The following is a 15,543-nucleotide window of genomic DNA, read 5'->3' as shown; positions in this document are numbered from 1 at the left end:
GGCCGGCCACTCGTCCCCGGCCGGCCTGCGCGCCGCGTGGCGGGACCGGGACTACCGAGCGCTGGTGCTGTCGTACCTGTTCACGGGCACGACCACACATCTGTTCCTCGCCGCGCTGCCGTACGTCACCGAGTACGTCTTCGGCGACCCACGGCTCACCGCACTGTTCATGGGGCTGTTCCTCGGGCCGGCGCTCTTCGCGGGTCCGGTGTGGACGGCCTGGTCCAGGCGGCACGGCAAGCAGCGTGGACTGCTGCTGTCCCAGGGCGTGTTCGCGGCGGGGGCCCTGGCGCTGCTGCCAGGAGCGGCGCTCGACGGGGCGGCCGGTGTCGTGGTCACCGCTGCCGTGGTGATGGTGATGGGGGTGGCTTTCGCGGGGCTGCAGTTGTTCGCGTTCTCGATGGTGCCCGACGTGATCGCGTCGGCGGGGGCGTCGAAGGCCGGGGCGTACACGGGGGTGTGGACCGCCGCCGAGGCGACCGGCACCGCCGCCGGACCGTACGTGTACTCGGCGGTTCTGGCGGTGGGCGGCTTCGTCTCCAGCACGGCGGGCGCGCCCGCCACCCAGTCCGGAACGGCGCTGACCGCACTGCTCGTCGGCTTCACCGGTGTGCCGGCCGTGCTGATGTCGGTCGCGCTGTGGTTCCAGCGGCGCTACACCCTGGACGCCGCCCCGTGAGCCTGATCGATCAGGCGGCCGTGGCGGCCCGGACCACGGCGGACCGGGTGGACATTACATAGGCTGGGGACCATGGCCTACGAGATTCCGGTGACGCAAGCCCGAGCTGAGCTCGCCGAACTGATCAACCGAGTCGTCTACGGCGGCGAGCGCGTGGTCGTGACCCGTCACGGCAAGCCGTTGGTGGCGCTCGTCTCGGCCGCCGACCTGGAACGACTGGAGCAGGGGGCGGAAGCCGCCGAGGAGCGGGTGATCAGCTCGGTGTCCTCGGTCGGCCGGGTGCCGTCCGTCCCCGGGGAGCGCCAGCGCTTCGGCATCGCGGCGGAGCACACCGGGCACACGGGGCACACCGGGCGCGCCGACCGTCACGAGCACGACGGCTGATCCCGCCCCGGCGGACCGTTTCCGCTGGCCTGCCGCCGGTGCACACCGCGCCCGGCCGGAGCGCGGCGCACAGGACGGGGACGGGCAGCGGGCGGCCCACCGCGCTGCCGTCGGAGAACGCGCCCGGGCGCAGCGGTGGGCCCCGCACCCCGTCGGCCTCAGCGCTCCCGGTCGTACGCGTCCAGCCAGGCGTCCTCCGCCGCGTAGTCGAAGAGCTTCTCGCCGTACGCCCGCAGCAGCGCGGGGAAGGCGTCCCGCCAGTCCCGGTCCGCCAGTCGCGCCGCGAGCCAGTCGGCCGTTTCGGGGAGCGAGTCCACGTAGTCCGTGACCGGCCGGTAGCCCAGCTCGCGCCCGGCCGCCGTCATGTCGTACACGATGGGGTGCCCGCCGCTCCACGGCGTCATGCCGACGAAGTCCTCCTGCGGCAGCCCCTCCCGCAGCACCGTCTCGGTGCTGCGTCCCAGCACCGCGTCGACGGCCTCACCGATCTCCGCGACCGTCGGCGCGGACGGGTCGCCGGCGTTGAGCACCCGGGATCCGGGGCGCAGCGCCGCGAGCCGGATCAGCTCGGCCAGATTGGAGACGTGCACCGGGTGGAAGCGCGCCCTTCCGCCGAGGGCGAGCACCCGCCGCTTCCGGCCGTCCAGCAGCCGCTTCACGAAGTACAGCTCACGCGGCGAGCGGCAGTGCGGACCGTGCACCGCCCCGGCCCGCAGCAACGTCACCGGCAGCGCGTCCCCGGCCGCCAGCAGCTCCCGCTCCAGCTGGATCTTCCGCGTCCCATACGTCGCCCCGCCGGGCGGCAGGGTGCGCTGTGACTCGGGGATCGGCACCGGATAGTGCGGTGCGCCGTCCGGCTCGCTCTGTGTGTCGAAACTGCGGCCCCGGTCGTCCTCGTACACCGCGCCGCTGGAGATGACCACCGCCGAGCCGATCCGGTCGGCGAGCGCGGCCAGCTGACGGGCATGGCCCCCGTGGTACGCCACCATGTCCACCAGCAGGTCGCAGCCCTCGCCCAGCGCCGTCGCGAGCGCCCCGTCCGCGTCCCGGTCCAGGGCGACCGTGCGCACCGCCCCGTCCCACCGCTCGTCCCCGCCGCCCCCGAGCGAGGCGGCCGTCACCTCCCAGCCGTCCTCGACGAGCGTCCGCACGGCCACCCGCCCGATCTGTCCCGTCGCTCCCAGCACCCACGCTTTTCCCCTGTTCATGAGAGGAACGCTAGGGCGGACCACCTGGAAATCCGGCGGTGTTCACCCGGCGCGGATCCGCTGTCGGCGTTGCCGTTGCGGGAACTTTCCCGGGCGCCGTGTCCTGCGCCCGGCCCGGATCAGTCCTTCAGGTGTTCCAGGATGCGGTGCATTCCGCTGCTCCAGTTCTCCTTGAGCGCCGCGACGGCCGCGTCCAGATCGCCGCGCTGGAGGCACTCCGCGATCCGTTCGTGCTCCTCGGCGGAACGCTCCAGGATGTCCTGGTCGCCCAGGGCCACCCGCTCGTAGCGGTGCATCGTCACCTTCAGCGAGGTGATCAGCTTCATCAGCCGGTCGTTGGTGCAGCCGGACAGCAGCAGGTCGTGCCAGGCGTCGTCGTACCGCTCGATCACATCGTGCGGGGCCTGCGGTGCCGAGAAGGCACGGGCCTCCTCCAGCAGCCGCGGAGCCGCCGCCGCCAGATGCTCCGGATCACTGGACTCCAGGGCGAGGGCCTCCAGCGTCGCGACGATCGCGGAGAGGTCGCGGAACTCCTGCGCGCTGAGCGGCGTGAAACGGAAGCCCTTGCCGCGCTCGCTGGTGATGACGCCCTCGCGTTCCAGCGTGATCAGCGCCTCGCGCAGCGGCGTACGGCTGACCCCGAGTTCGGTGGCCAGTTGGCCCTCGTTGATCGGTGAGTTGGTCGCGATCGTGCCGCGCCCGAGGCGCTTGATCAGTTCCTCCTTGACCTGTTCGCGCAGCGGGCGGTTTTCGATTGGCATGTGCGGCTGCCCTCCCCTTCGGTCCGGTCGATTATCCGCTACCGGAAAGTCACGCGGTACCGGCGCCGTCGACCGGGATGACCGCCCCGCTCAGGAACGCCGAGGCGTCGGAGGCCAGGAACGCCACGGTCTGGGCGATGTCCCGGGGCTGCCCGATCCGGCCGAGCGGCCGGTCCGCGGCGTCGGCGTAGAAGGCGTCGGCGCTCTCGCCGAGCTGGCGGGCCTCGTCGGCGAGCATCCCGGTCGCGGTGTCGCCGGGGCAGACGCAGTTGACCCGGATGTTGTCGGGGCCGTGGTCGATGGCCATGGCCCGGGTCATGTTGACGACGGCGCCCTTGGACGCGCAGTACGAGACGGCCCGGCCGCCGCCCCGGATGCCCCACCCGGAACCGGTGTTGACGATGGAGCCGCCGCCGCGCGCCGCCATCCCGGGTATCACCAGCCGGCTCATCAGCATCACCGAGCGGATGTTCACCGCCATCACCAGGTCCCAGTCGTCCTCGGTGATCTCGCAGACCGTGGAACGGCGGATGATGCCCGCGTTGTTGAAGAGGACGTCCACTCCGCCGAACCGCTCCTCGGCCGTGCGCACCACGGCCTCGCAGTCCTCGCGCCGTGACACGTCGCAGCGCACGAAGGCGGCGCCGGTGTCCTTCGCGGCGCTCTCGCCGCCGTCCGTGTCGACGTCGGCGATCACCACCCGGGCGCCGAGTTCGGCGAGGACCTGCGCGGTGGCGCGGCCGATCCCGGCTCCGCCGCCGGTGACGATCGCACGCTTGCCGTCGAGGGAAATCATGCTGGGCTCCTTGGTTCCGATGTCGAGGGGGTACGTACGGGACTCAGCCGGCCAGGCGGTACGGCGTGGTGCTCCGGCGGCCGGTGATGACGGGGTGGTAGCCGGACAGCTCCGCGTCGAGCGCGTCGTCGCCGGTGTCGAGGAGGAGGGGACGGCCGCCGAGCGCGGCCAGTTTCGTTCCGGTGCACAGCACGAGCAGGCGCGCCCGCCCGCCCGCCGCGCGCAGGGCGCGGGGTGAGATCTGCTGGTTGCCGCGGCCCAGGAGGAAGCCCTGACCGCCGATGGGGGAGAGGGCGACCCAGGCGGGCCCGAGCGTCAGCAGGGCGTCCTCGGCCGCCTCGCGGACCACGACCCGGGGCGGGCGGCCCGGCCGCAGCGCGAGCACGTCCACCCCGGTGAGCGAGGTGTCCGCGCCGAGCACGGCCGCCACCGCCCGGGTGGTCGAGCCGGGCCCGATCACCAGCAGCCCCTCCCCGACCCGCTCGGCGACCTCCGCGGCGATGCCGCCCACCGCCTCCGGCGCCACCGCCGTGCTGCCGGTCTTGCGCTGCTGCACCCGCACCGGCACGTCGGGGACCGGCAGCCACCCGAAGAGCCGGGAGGCGACCCGGCCCCGGTCCAGGGCCTCGTCGTCGCGGTCCATCACCTCGGCGTCCCGCAGCCGGACCCCGCCCGAACGGTCCAGCCACGCCGCGGCGACCTCGCCCGCGGCGCGCGGATTGACGGCGAAGACCGCCGAGTGCATCTTCACCCCGGTCGGTACGCCGAGAACCGGGCACCGCGCGCCGTCCAGCGCGCCGAGCACGTCCCGCGCGGTGCCGTCGCCGCCCGCGAAGAGCAGCAGCTCCACGCCCTCGGCGACGACGGCCCGTACCGCGGCGGCCGTGTCCGCCGCCGAGGTGTCCCGCCCGGCCCCCGGGGCGTACACGACCTGCCCGGTGAGGCCCGCGGCGGCGACCGGTCCGGCGCCCAGGGACCCGGCCGCGGTGACGACGAGCGGCGCCCGGCCGGTGCGGGCCGCGAGTTCGGCCAGGGCGGCGGCGGCCCGCGCCCCCGCCAGCGGGCGGGCGCCCAGCGCGAGCGCGGCACGCGCCCGGTCCGGGCCGTCGGTGCCGCCCAGGCCCACCCGGCCGCCGAGCCCGGCGACCGGGTTGACCACCAGGCCGATCCGGGTCACCCCCGGTCCGTTTCGCCGAGCACCTTGCGGCGGTAGGCGCGCCAGGAGACCGCCCAGGTCTCCGGGCAGTCCAGGGCCTCCGGACGCACCCGGTGGATGGCCGAGCGGTGCGGTGCGGTGCGTACCGTCTCCGGGTCCTCGTACGCCTCGCGGGCCACCTCGGCGAGGATCGCCGCGTACTCGTCGAGGTCGGCGCGGGTGTAGGACTCGGTGGGCTCCAGCGTCATGGGCTCGGGGACCACGTAGGGGTGGTGGCTGGTCCAGTAGTGCGTGCCGAAGTCGGCGGCCCGCAGGCCGAGGTCCTCGGAGTGCAGCCCGGTGTCCCGGTGGAGCTGCTCCCAGCTGTAGCGGACCTGCTCCACGCGCGGGCGCCCCGCCGCGTACGGCACCGACACCCCGGGGATCTGCCGCACCTTGTGGAGCAGGTAGTTGTTGTTGAGCACGGCCGTCTCCGCGGCGGCCCGCAGCCCCTCGGCACCGAGCGACATGATCCAGGCGTACGCGCGGACCAGGTTCGGCACCACTCCGTAGAACGGCCGCATCTTGCCGACCGACTCCGGCCGGTCGTCGTCCAGCCGGAACAGCCCGGTGTCCGGGTCGCGTTCGACGGTCGGGCGTGGCAGATACGGGGCGAGCTCCTCGGTGACCGCGCAGGCACCGGCCGCCGGGCCGCCGCAGGCGTGCGGTGTCGAGAACGTCTTGTGCAGGTTGAAGTGGCACAGGTCGAAGCCCGCGTCCCGGGCCCGGGTGATGCCGAGGACGCCGTTCGCGTTGGCCTGGTCGTACGAGCACAGGCCGCCCGCCTCGTGCACGATCCGCACGAACTCCTCGATGCGCGGGTTGTAGATGCCGGTGTCCTCGGGATTGGTGATGAGGAGTGCCGCCGTGCGCGGGCCGACCGCCGCCCTCAGCGCCTCGATGTCCGGGTATCCGTCCGCGTCCGGGTGGAGGGTGATGACCTTGAAGCCGGCCGTCTTCGCACAGGCGGCGTTCGACGGATGGGAGAAGATCGTCGTGATGACCTCGTCGCGCTGCTCCAGCTCGCCGCGCGCGGCGAAGTAGGCCCGGATCATCGCGACGTTGGTGTAGATCGCGGCGGAGCCCGCGCCCGGCTGGAGCGAGACCCGGTCCATGCCGGAGATCTCCTTCAGCAGCTGCTCAAGGCCGTGGATGATCCCGAGCACGCCTTGGACGGTGTCGGCGTCCTGGAGCGGGTGGAGCGCGGCGATCCGGGGGTCGCGGACGAACTGGTCGTTGACCTTGGGGCTGTATTTCATGGTGCAGGTGCCCTGGCCGACGTCGATGTTGAGGTCGGCGCCCAGGTTCTCCTGCGAGAGGCGAAGGTAGTGGCGCAGGACCTGCTGCTGCGACAGCTCGGGCAGGGCGGGCGGCGCGGCCCGGCGCAGCGAGGCGGGGACCGTCACCGGCTCGACGGCCGGGCCGGGGGCGGGGACGAGCACGCCGCGCTCGCCCGGCGAGCCCAGCTCGAAGATCAGTTTCTCGTCCCAGGATGCCTGCCGGAACCTGCGCAGCGGCGGCTTGGCCGCGATGCGCGCCTGCTCGGGCGTCACGGAAACCGGTGTGTGGGCGGTCACTTGACGATCTCCTCCAGGGTCGCGGCGAGCCGGTCGATGTCGGCCTTGGTGTGGACTTCGGTGACGCAGTACGCGGCCCGGCGGGTGCCGGTCGGGGTTCCGCCGAAGATGCCCCGCTCCTTGAGCCCGGCACTGATCTCGGCGGCCGTACGGGCCCCCGTGTAGCGGACGGTGAAGTCGGCGAAGTGCAGGGCGTCGCCGTACGGGACCTCGATGCCCGGGACCTCGGCCAGGCGCCGCCGGGCGTACGCGGTGAGCGCGAGGATCGTGTCGCCGATCTCCCGCATGCCCTGTGGGCCCATCAGGGCGAGGTAGACCCCGGCGCCGATGCCGTGCAGCGCGGCGGCGGTGCCGACCCACTCCTTGCCCTCCTCGCGCAGTGCGAACGAGGTCCGTTCGTAGGCCACGTCGCCGAAGCCGTACTCGCCCTCGACCGCCGTGGGGACCAGCCCGAACAGCCGCGAGGGGTACTCCGCGACCAGCCGTTCCTCGTCGCGGGTGGCGATGAAGCCGGCGTTGCCGCCGCCGAAGCTCTGATGCAGGCCAAGCGGCTGGATGTCGCCGCAGGCGATGTCCGCACCGTATGCGGAGGGCGGGGCCAGCACGCCGAGTGTGAGCGGGTTGCAGCCCACCACGTAGAGCGCGCCGGCCTCGTGGGCGAGTGCGGCGAGGGCGGGCAGCGCCTCGTCGACGATGCCGAGCGCGGAGGGCGTGTCCGCGTACACCGCCGCGGTGTCGCCCGCGGCGAGCACCCCGCGGACCGCCTCGAGGTCGGCGCAGCCGGTATCCGGATCGACCGGGACCACCGTCACGTCGTGGTCGGGGCGTACGTAGTCACGGATGCGGGAGAGCTTGTCGGCGTCGATCGCGGTGGCGACCACCAGACGGCGGCGGCCGGTGATCCGGCCGGCCATCCGCAGGGCGGTCCCGGCCGCCTGGAAGCCGTCGTACACCGGGACGTTGACGACCTCCACGTCGAGGAGTTCGGCCATCATCGACTGGTACTCCCACAGGGCCTGGAAGCGGCCGTGGTCCTCGTAGGGCTCGCCCGCGTAGGCGGTGAGGAACTCGCTGCGGTTGACCACCTCGTCCACGACGGCCGGGACATGGTGCTGGTAGCAGCCGGCCCCGAGGAAGCTGAGCGCCTGCCGCGTCGAGGTGTTGCGGCCGAGCAGCTCCTCCATGTGACGGGTGAGTTCGGCTTCCGAACGCAGGGCGGCGGGCAGGTCGAGGGGGCGGTGCAGCCGGATGGAGTCCGGGATGTCGGCGTAGAAGTCCTCGACGCTCGCGGCGCCGATCTCGTCGAGCATCGCCTGCCGCACGGCCGGAACGGCGTTGGGGATGTACGGGTGGGTGTACGGGGGGACGGGTTCCTGGGGTGGCGTCATGCCGCGCCTTTCGCGTGGGCCGACTCGGTCCGGTCGGTCATGGACACAGCAGCAAAAGTCTTTGTGTGTACACCTCTTGACGGCAGGCTCCGTCATTCAGTGTTCTGAATACAGCATTAGGCATTCAGGCTCCAGGAGGCAAGAGTGTCAACACAACCCACCCGGCGGGCCGTTCTGGCCACGGGCATCGCGACCGCGGCGGCCACCCTGGCCGGCGGATGCGCCATGGGCGGCACCGGAGGCGGCGAGAGCCGCGACATCGGCGGCGGGAAGAAGGACGGAGGGGGCAAGGTCAGCGGGAAGATCACCGTCTGGTCGTGGGACGTGGCCGCCGACGCCCTGAAACGCCTCGCCCGCACCTTCGAGAAACGCCACCCCGGCACCACCGTCGCCGTCACCGACATCGGCTACGACAACGCCGCGGACAAGATCACCGTGGGCCTGCGCGGCGGCTCCGGCCTCGCCGACGTCCTCACCATCGATGGCAGCAAACTGCCCCGCTACGCGGGCAATTTCCCCCAGGGCTTCTACGATCTCGGCAGCCTCGGCGGCCGTTACGGAGGCGACTTCGACCGCGCCTCCTGGCGCACCGTCACCGGCCCCGGCCACGAGATCTTCGGTCTGCCATGGGACATCGGCCCCTGCGCGCTCTACTACCGCAAAGATCACTTCCGGGCCGCGGGGGTCGACCCGCAGAAGCTTCTCACCTGGGACGACTATGTCGCGGCGGGCGTCCGCATCAAGAAGGCCACCGGCCACAAGCTGCTCATCATGGACACCACCGACACCGGGATCCTGCCCATCCTCCTCCAGCAGCAGGGCCAGGGGTACTTCAAGAACGGCCGGGTCGCCGTCGACAGCCCCGAGGCGGTGAAGGCGCTCACCCTGATGAAGACCCTGCACGACCGGGGGCTCGTCGACTACGAGAAGGGCTGGAGCGGACTGGTCACCGGCACCAAGGAGGGCAAGGCATCCACCGCGCCCACCGCCGCCTGGTGGACCGGGACCCTCACCGACGAGATGCCGGAGCTGAGGGGCAGGTTCGGTGTGGTGCCGCTGCCCGGCTTCACCGCCGACGGTCCCCGCACCTCCAACCAGGGCGGTTCCACCCTCTGCGTCCCCGCCCAGAGCGAGAACCCCGAGCTGGCCTGGGCCTTCATCGAGTTCGTCCTCACCGACCGGGCCAGCCAGGTCTCCATGCTCAAGCACGAGGGCCTCTTCCCCGCCTACCTGCCCGCGCTCGACGACCCGTACCTGGGTGCCGAGCAGGACTACTTCGGCGGACAGCCCGTCCTCGGCGTGTTCGCCGAGCTCGCCCGCGACATCCCGCCGATCGAGTACACCAAGGACGACGCGAAGGCCGTCGACATCATGGTCGCCGCCGTCACCGGGGTGACGCTCCGGGGCAAGGATCCGCGCGCCTCCCTGGAATCGGCGGCCCGGCAGATCGCCGCGGCCACCGGGCGCGAGAGGACGAAGTAACCCGATGGCCCTCACCACCGCCCCCGACCGGGCGGCCGCCACCCCCGCCCGCGCCCCGGCCCGCCGCGTCCGGCGCCGCCCCACCGCGTGGATCTTCGCCGGACCCGCGGCCGCGCTCTTCGCGCTCTTCTTCGCCTACCCGCTGGGCGCGAGCCTGCTGCAGAGCTTCACCGCCGACGACGCCGGAACCACCCGCTGGGTCGGACTCGACCAGTACCGGCGGATGATCGACGACCCCGTGTTCCTGAAGTCGCTGGTCAACACCGGGGCCATCCTCGTCGTCCAGGTCCCCGTCATGATCGGGCTCGCGCTCGTCCTCGCCGTCCTGCTCAACCAGTCCTGGCTGCGCTTCCGCGGCACCTGGCGCGCCGTCTACTTCCTGCCCGCCGTCACCACCCTCGTCGCGTACGCCGTCGTCTTCCAGGTGCTCCTCAAGACCGACGGCGGGCTCGTCAACCAGATCCTGGGCGCCGTCGGCATCGGAGAGATCGACTGGCTCAACAGCCCCACCTGGGCCCGGGTCTCCCTGATCGTCTCCCTGACCTGGCGGTGGACCGGCTACAACGCCGTCATCCTGCTCGCCGGGCTCCAGGCCATCGGCAAGGAGCAGTACGAGGCCGCGGCCATCGACGGCGCGGGCACCCTGTCCACGTACGTCCGCGTCATCCTGCCGCAGCTGCGCCCCGTCGTCCTGTTCTGCGTGATCACCTCCACCATCGGGACGCTCCAGCTCTTCGACGAGAACTACGTCCTCACCAAGGGCGGCCCCGACGACGCGACCCTCACCCCGGTCCTCTACCTCTACCGGATCGGCTTCCAGCAGTTCGACTTCGGCTACGCCGCCGCCATCGCCTGGGTTGTCGTGCTCCTCATCGCCGCGGTCTCCGCCCTCCAGTACCTCGCCTTCGGAAGGGAGCGCCGCCGGTGACCGTCCTCCCGCAGACCCCCGTACGCGCCCACCCGGCCCGGCGCGCGGGCCGCCTGTTCGTCCGGCTGGTCCTCGCGGCCGGTGCCGTCGTCAGCCTGGTCCCGTTCCTCTGGATGGCGATCGCCTCGACCCGCTCCACCTCGGAGCTGTTCCGCTCACCGCCGCCCTTCCTGCCCGGCGGCCGGCTCCTCGACAACCTCGTCCGCCTCCAGGACACCATCGGTTTCGGACAGGTCCTGCTCAACAGCGTCGGCATCGCCGTCGTCCACACCGTGCTCAGCTCGCTGATCTCCGCCATGTGCGGCTACGGCCTCGCCAAGTTCCGCTTCCGCGGCCGCGGCCTGCTGCTCGGCGCGGTGCTCGCCACGATGATGATCCCCTTCCAGGTCCTGCTCGTGCCGCTGTTCCAGATGATGGCGAGCGTCGGCTGGATCGACTCGTACCAGGCGGTCGTCCTGCCCTTCCTGGTGAACTCCTTCGGCATCCTGCTGATGCGGCAGGGCTTCGTCGACTTCCCCGACGAACTCCTCGAATCGGCCCGCATCGACGGCTCCGGCGAGGTACGCACCTTCTACCAAGTCGTACTTCCCTGCGTACGTCCCCAGCTCGGCGCCCTGGTCATCTTCACGTTCATGGCGCAGTGGAACAGCTTCATCTGGCCACTGCTCATGCTGAACTCCGAGGACAAATACACCGTGCCCGTGGCACTCAACACCCTCACGGGGCTCACCCACGTCGACTACTCCGGCCTGATGCTCGGGTCGCTCCTCGCCACCCTTCCGCTGATGCTCCTCTTCCTGCTCTTCCAGCGGCAGTTCGTCGCCGGACTCCTCGGCGGGGCGGTGAAGGGATGAAGAACCTGACCCGCGTCCCCGGCATCCTCCACGGCGGCGACTACAACCCCGAACAGTGGCCCGAGCACGTGTGGGCCGAGGACGCCCGGCTCATGCGCGAGGCCGGTGTCACGATGGTCACCGTCGGCGTCTTCTCCTGGGCCAGGCTCCAGACCGGCCCCGACACCTGGGACTTCGGCTGGTTCGACCGGCTCCTGGATCTGCTGCACGCCCACGGCATCGCCGTCGACCTGGCCACCGCGACCGCCTCGCCGCCCGCCTGGCTGATCCGCGCCCACCCCGGGATCCTGCCGGTCACCGCCGACGGCGTACGCCTCGAATTCGGCTCGCGCCAGCACTACTGCCCCTCCTCGCCCGACTACCGCGCCGCCGCGCTCCGCCTCACCCGCACCCTCGCCGAACGCTACGCACACCACCCGGCGCTCGCCCTCTGGCACATCCACAACGAGTACGGCGACCACGTCACCGAATGCTTCTGCGCCCGCTCCGCCGCACACTTCCGCACCTGGCTCACCGAGCGCTACGGCACGGTCGACGCCCTCAACCACGCCTGGGGCACCGCCTTCTGGTCCCAGCACTACACCGCGTACGAGGAGATCGAACCGCCCCGCACCGCCCCCGGCCCGGTCAACCCGACCCAGCTGCTGGACTGGCGCCGCTTCTGCTCCGACGCCCTGCTCGAATGCCACCGCGCGGAGCGCGAGGCCCTGCGCGAACTGAGCCCCGGCACCCCGGCCACCACCAACTTCATGTCGATGTTCAAGGCACTCGACTACTGGGAGTGGGCCCGGCACGAGGACTTCGTCTCCGACGACGCCTACCCCGACCCCGCCGACCCGCACGCCCACGTCAACGCCGCCCTCAACTACGACCTGATGCGCTCCCTCAAGGGCGGCCGCCCCTGGCTGCTCCTCGAACAGGCACCCTCCGCCGTCAGCTGGCGCCCCGTCAACGTCCCCAAGCGGCCCGGACTGCAACGGCTCTGGTCCCTCCAGGCCCTGGCCCGGGGCGCCGACGGCATCATGTACTTCCAGTGGCGGGCCTCCCGGGCCGGGGCGGAGAAGTACCACAGCGCCATGCTCCCGCACCGGGGCACCGCCTCCCGCGGCTGGCGGGAGACCGTGCGGTTCGGCACCGAACTCGCCCGCCTCGGCAGCGTCGCGGGCGCCACCACCACCACCGCCGACGTGGCCGTCCTCCTCGACTGGGACTCCTGGTGGGCCCTGGAGGCGGAGGACCACCCCTCCGCCCGGATGCGCTGGCGCGACCTCCTGCGCCCCTGGTACGCCGCGCTCCACACCCGCGCCGTCACGGTCGACTTCGTACCCCCGCACGCCGACCCGACCGGCTACCGGGCGGTCCTGGCCCCCAACCTCCACCTGCTGCGGCCCGAGGACGCCGCACGGATCACCGCCTACGTGCACGGCGGCGGCCACTTCGTCTGCGGCCCCTTCAGCGGCGTCGTCGACGGCCACGACCACATCCACGACGGCGGGGCGCCCGGACCGCTCCGCGAACTCCTCGGCGTGTCCGTCGACGAGTTCTGGCCAATCCCCGACGGGACGACCGTGCCGCTCGCCTCCGGCGCCCGGGCCACTCTGTGGAGCGAGTGGATCGAGCCCGAAGGGCCGGACACCGAGGTCATGGACACCTACGCGTCCGGCGAGCTGACCGGCCGCCCCGCCGTCACCCGGCACCGGCACGGCAGCGGCACCGCCTGGTACACCGGCGCCCACCTCGGCGACTCCATCGCCACCGTGCTCGGACCGGCGCTCCGCGCGGCGGGCGTACGCCCCGTGCTCGACGTCCCCGAGGGCGTCGAGGCCACCGTGCGCACCGGCGAGCACGGCAGCCACCTCTTCGTCCTCAACCACCTCGACCGCACGACACACACCCCCCTGACCGGCCCCTGGGCCACCGGAGCCACCGACCTGCTCACCGGAAAAGCCGTCCACGACCACCTCGACCTCGGCCCGCTCGGCGCCGCCGTCCTGCGTCTGCCCCCACACCCTGGAGAGACCGGAAAATGACCCGCTGGAGAGACCGGCGCACATCCACGCACCGCTCACTGAGCGCCCTGACCGCACTCCTCCTCGCGGGCGGCGCCCTCGCCGTACCGCAGACCGCCGCCGCCCACGACCGGCCGTCATCCCCGCCCGCCTACGCCGACGTCCTCGACCTGCACGGCACCCCCACCACGGCGGAGCCCGGCGAAGGCGAGGACAACAACCCGGTCAACGTCTTCGCCGACCAGGGCGCCTGGCACGCCTACGCGCTGCCGAAGACCGGCGAAACCGACACCTACGGCGGATTCACCGGCCCCCTCTACATCGCCCAGGAATACCCCTGGTGGCTCAGCGGCTCCTTCAGCCGCATCCGGCTCACCGAACACGGCCGCCCCCTCGACCTCGCCGGCGGCGGCGCCCCCCGCTTCACCTCGCTGCCGGGCCGCCTCGTCCAGTCCTACGACCTCGGCCGCGGCCTGAACCTCACCCTGGAACTGCGCTTCGCCACCGGCCGCACCGCCCTGGTCGGCGCCGAACTCCGCAACACCGGCCGCACCCCGCGCACCCTGGGCGCCGAATGGACGGGCAGCCTGCTGCGCCCCGCCGACCGGCCGATGCGCGAAGCGCCCTCGCTGACCGCCACCACCTCCGGCGTCGGAGTCGACTTCGCGAAGGTCCGCGAGACCTGGGACTACCTCACCGACGGCACGGAACGCTTCGAGGTCACCCACAAGGAACGCGTCCGCACCACGGTGGACGGCGACACCTACCGCACCGAGGCCGAACGGCCGGTGACCCTCGCCCCCGGCCGCTCGCACCGCTTCGACTGGACCGAGTCCTACACCTTCACCGCCGCCGAACGCACCGCGGAGCAAGCCCGCGCCCGCTCCGTACTGGCCAACCCCGAAACCGTCGAGGCGGCCACCGACCGGCGCTGGCGGGGCTACGTCGCCGGAGTGACCCGGGGCGTACCCGCCGAGCGGCGGCGCACGGCCGTGAAGTCGCTGGAGACTCTCGTCACCAACTGGCGCAGCGCCGCAGGGCAGATCAAGCACGACGGCATCACCCCGTCGATCTCCTACAAGTGGTTCACCGGCGGGATCTGGGCCTGGGACACCTGGAAACAGGCCGTCGGCACCGCGCGCTTCGCGCCCGGCCTCGCCCAGTCGCAGATCCGCGCCATGTTCGACTGGCAGATCACCCCGGACTCCGCCACCCGCCCGCAGGACGCCGGAATGATCCCCGACGTCATCTTCTACAACGACCCCTCGCGCGGCGGCGGCAACTGGAACGAACGCAACTCCAAGCCGCCGCTGGCCGCCTGGGCGGTCTGGGAGGTGTACACGAAGAGCCGGGATGCGGGCTTCCTGCGCGAGATGTACCCGAAGCTCGCCGCCTACCAGGCGTGGTGGTACCGCAACCGTGACCACGACGGCAACGGCCTCGCCGAGTACGGCGCCACCGTCGACCCGGCCAACGAGTCCGCCGGCGACCAGCGCCTGGCCGCCGCCTGGGAGAGCGGCATGGACAACGCGCCCCGCTTCGACGCGGCCCTCGGCACCGGGGTCGTCGCCAACCGGGCCGCCGACGGCACCCTGCTCGGCTACTCCCTGGACCAGGAGTCCGTCGACCTGAACGCCTACCTCGCCGCCGACCAGGAATACCTGGCGCGCATCGCGGGCGCGCTGAACCGGCGGGCCGACGCCGATCGCTGGAAGCACCGCGCGGACGCCACCGCCACCGCCGTACGCACCCGGATGTACGACCCCGCCGACGGCTGGTTCCACGACATCGCGCTCGGCACCGGCACCCCGCTGACCGCCCGCGGCCGTGGCATCGAGGGCGCCGTCCCGCTCTGGACCGGCACGGCCTCCGCCGCGCAGGCCCGCGCGGTGCGCGAGAAGCTGACCGACCCGGCGGAGTTCGCGACCAAGGTCCCCTTCCCGACCGTCGCGAAGAGCTCCCCGTACTTCGCGCCGACCGCGTACTGGCGCGGCCCCGTCTGGCTCGACCAGGCCTACTTCGCCCTCGGCGGGCTGCGCCGCTACGGGTACGGAAAGGACGCGGACGCCCTGACGGACCGGCTCGTCGACCGGGCCTCGGGCCTGGCGGGCGACGGCCCGGTCATGGAGAACTACGACCCGACCACCGGAGCACCGCTCAACTCGCCCAACTTCAGCTGGTCCGCGGCCCTGCTGCTGCCGATGCTGACCCGCGACCGGTAGCCGCCCCGCCCGGCCGACGGGCCGGGAACGCGCGGAGTGCCGGACGCGGCGCTCCCCGGG

The 15,543-nt window shown here is 72.4% G+C and carries 13 protein-coding genes; 7 read left to right on the top strand and 6 right to left on the bottom strand.

The features are described 5' to 3' along the window. Together ACFCV8_RS30705 and ACFCV8_RS30700 are read left to right on the top strand one after the other, a co-directional pair. Positions 1-679: MFS transporter (locus ACFCV8_RS30705; RefSeq protein ID WP_376688757.1), on the top strand; the 679-nt coding region annotated here is incomplete at its 5' end. 72 nt (positions 680-751) lie between these two features. Continuing rightward, on the top strand, positions 752-1,063 hold the full coding sequence (locus ACFCV8_RS30700) for a type II toxin-antitoxin system Phd/YefM family antitoxin (RefSeq protein ID WP_376688756.1): 312 nt from the start codon (positions 752-754) through the stop codon (positions 1,061-1,063). A gap of 158 nt (positions 1,064-1,221) precedes the next feature. Here ACFCV8_RS30700 and ACFCV8_RS30695 read toward each other — a convergent pair whose 3' ends face one another. The 6 genes from ACFCV8_RS30695 to gcvPA all read right to left on the bottom strand — a co-directional run bounded on the left by ACFCV8_RS30695 (position 1,222) and on the right by gcvPA (position 7,988). Further along, a complete protein-coding gene (locus ACFCV8_RS30695) occupies positions 1,222-2,271 on the bottom strand; it encodes an NAD-dependent epimerase/dehydratase family protein (RefSeq protein WP_376688755.1) in 1,050 nt (349 codons plus the stop codon). Between the two features lie 119 nt (positions 2,272-2,390). Then, positions 2,391-3,032, bottom strand: coding sequence for a GntR family transcriptional regulator (locus tag ACFCV8_RS30690; protein WP_376688754.1), 642 nt, complete (start codon positions 3,030-3,032; stop codon positions 2,391-2,393). A 49-nt stretch (positions 3,033-3,081) separates the two neighbouring features. Next, the gene (locus ACFCV8_RS30685) at positions 3,082-3,828 is read right to left on the bottom strand and encodes an SDR family NAD(P)-dependent oxidoreductase (protein WP_376688753.1); all 747 of its coding nucleotides are present in this window, start codon (positions 3,826-3,828) and stop codon (positions 3,082-3,084) included. A gap of 43 nt (positions 3,829-3,871) precedes the next feature. Further along, positions 3,872-5,005, bottom strand: coding sequence for an ATP-NAD kinase family protein (locus ACFCV8_RS30680; protein WP_376688752.1), 1,134 nt, complete (start codon positions 5,003-5,005; stop codon positions 3,872-3,874). Continuing rightward, positions 5,002-6,600, bottom strand: a complete 1,599-nt coding sequence (gcvPB, locus tag ACFCV8_RS30675; protein WP_376688751.1) for an aminomethyl-transferring glycine dehydrogenase subunit GcvPB — start codon at positions 6,598-6,600, stop codon at positions 5,002-5,004. Before gcvPB ends, ACFCV8_RS30680 begins: the two co-directional genes overlap by 4 nt. Beyond that, entirely contained in the window at positions 6,597-7,988 is a 1,392-nt protein-coding gene (gcvPA, locus tag ACFCV8_RS30670; protein ID WP_376688750.1) for an aminomethyl-transferring glycine dehydrogenase subunit GcvPA, read from the bottom strand. The genes gcvPB and gcvPA overlap by 4 nt, the downstream gene beginning before the upstream one ends. Before the next feature lie 144 nt (positions 7,989-8,132). On the opposite strand from gcvPA, the gene ACFCV8_RS30665 reads away from it, so the two are divergent. The 5 genes from ACFCV8_RS30665 to ACFCV8_RS30645 are packed head-to-tail and all read left to right on the top strand — an operon-like array spanning position 8,133 to position 15,483. Continuing rightward, a complete protein-coding gene (locus ACFCV8_RS30665) occupies positions 8,133-9,470 on the top strand; it encodes an ABC transporter substrate-binding protein (RefSeq protein WP_376688749.1) in 1,338 nt (445 codons plus the stop codon). Between the two features lie 4 nt (positions 9,471-9,474). Continuing rightward, on the top strand, positions 9,475-10,398 hold the full coding sequence (locus tag ACFCV8_RS30660; RefSeq protein WP_376688748.1) for a carbohydrate ABC transporter permease: 924 nt from the start codon (positions 9,475-9,477) through the stop codon (positions 10,396-10,398). Continuing rightward, positions 10,395-11,252 (top strand): carbohydrate ABC transporter permease, encoded by an 858-nt coding sequence (locus ACFCV8_RS30655; RefSeq protein ID WP_376688747.1) that lies wholly within the window; start codon positions 10,395-10,397, stop codon positions 11,250-11,252. The genes ACFCV8_RS30660 and ACFCV8_RS30655 overlap by 4 nt, the downstream gene beginning before the upstream one ends. Further along, entirely contained in the window at positions 11,249-13,282 is a 2,034-nt protein-coding gene (locus ACFCV8_RS30650) for a beta-galactosidase (protein WP_376688746.1), read from the top strand. Before ACFCV8_RS30655 ends, ACFCV8_RS30650 begins: the two co-directional genes overlap by 4 nt. Continuing rightward, entirely contained in the window at positions 13,279-15,483 is a 2,205-nt protein-coding gene (locus tag ACFCV8_RS30645) for a trehalase family glycosidase (protein ID WP_376688745.1), read from the top strand. The genes ACFCV8_RS30650 and ACFCV8_RS30645 overlap by 4 nt, the downstream gene beginning before the upstream one ends. The last annotated feature ends 60 nt before the right edge of the window (positions 15,484-15,543 follow it).

The organism is Streptomyces sp. NPDC056347 (genome assembly GCF_042262625.1).
In the GTDB taxonomy this organism is placed as follows: domain Bacteria; phylum Actinomycetota; class Actinomycetes; order Streptomycetales; family Streptomycetaceae; genus Streptomyces.
This window is presented reverse-complemented; position numbering and strand designations above follow the sequence as displayed.

Excerpts from the sequence above, each read along its gene's own strand:
- ACFCV8_RS30700 (WP_376688756.1), top strand. The coding sequence starts at position 752 with ATGGCCTACGAGATTCCGGTGACGCAAGCCCGAGCTGAGCTCGCCGAA.
- ACFCV8_RS30695 (WP_376688755.1), bottom strand. The coding sequence starts at position 2,271 with ATGAACAGGGGAAAAGCGTGGGTGCTGGGAGCGACGGGACAGATCGGG.
- ACFCV8_RS30690 (WP_376688754.1), bottom strand. The coding sequence starts at position 3,032 with ATGCCAATCGAAAACCGCCCGCTGCGCGAACAGGTCAAGGAGGAACTG.
- ACFCV8_RS30685 (WP_376688753.1), bottom strand. The coding sequence starts at position 3,828 with ATGATTTCCCTCGACGGCAAGCGTGCGATCGTCACCGGCGGCGGAGCC.
- gcvPA (WP_376688750.1), bottom strand. The coding sequence starts at position 7,988 with ATGACGCCACCCCAGGAACCCGTCCCCCCGTACACCCACCCGTACATC.
- ACFCV8_RS30660 (WP_376688748.1), top strand. The coding sequence starts at position 9,475 with ATGGCCCTCACCACCGCCCCCGACCGGGCGGCCGCCACCCCCGCCCGC.
- ACFCV8_RS30650 (WP_376688746.1), top strand. The coding sequence starts at position 11,249 with ATGAAGAACCTGACCCGCGTCCCCGGCATCCTCCACGGCGGCGACTAC.
- ACFCV8_RS30645 (WP_376688745.1), top strand. The coding sequence starts at position 13,279 with ATGACCCGCTGGAGAGACCGGCGCACATCCACGCACCGCTCACTGAGC.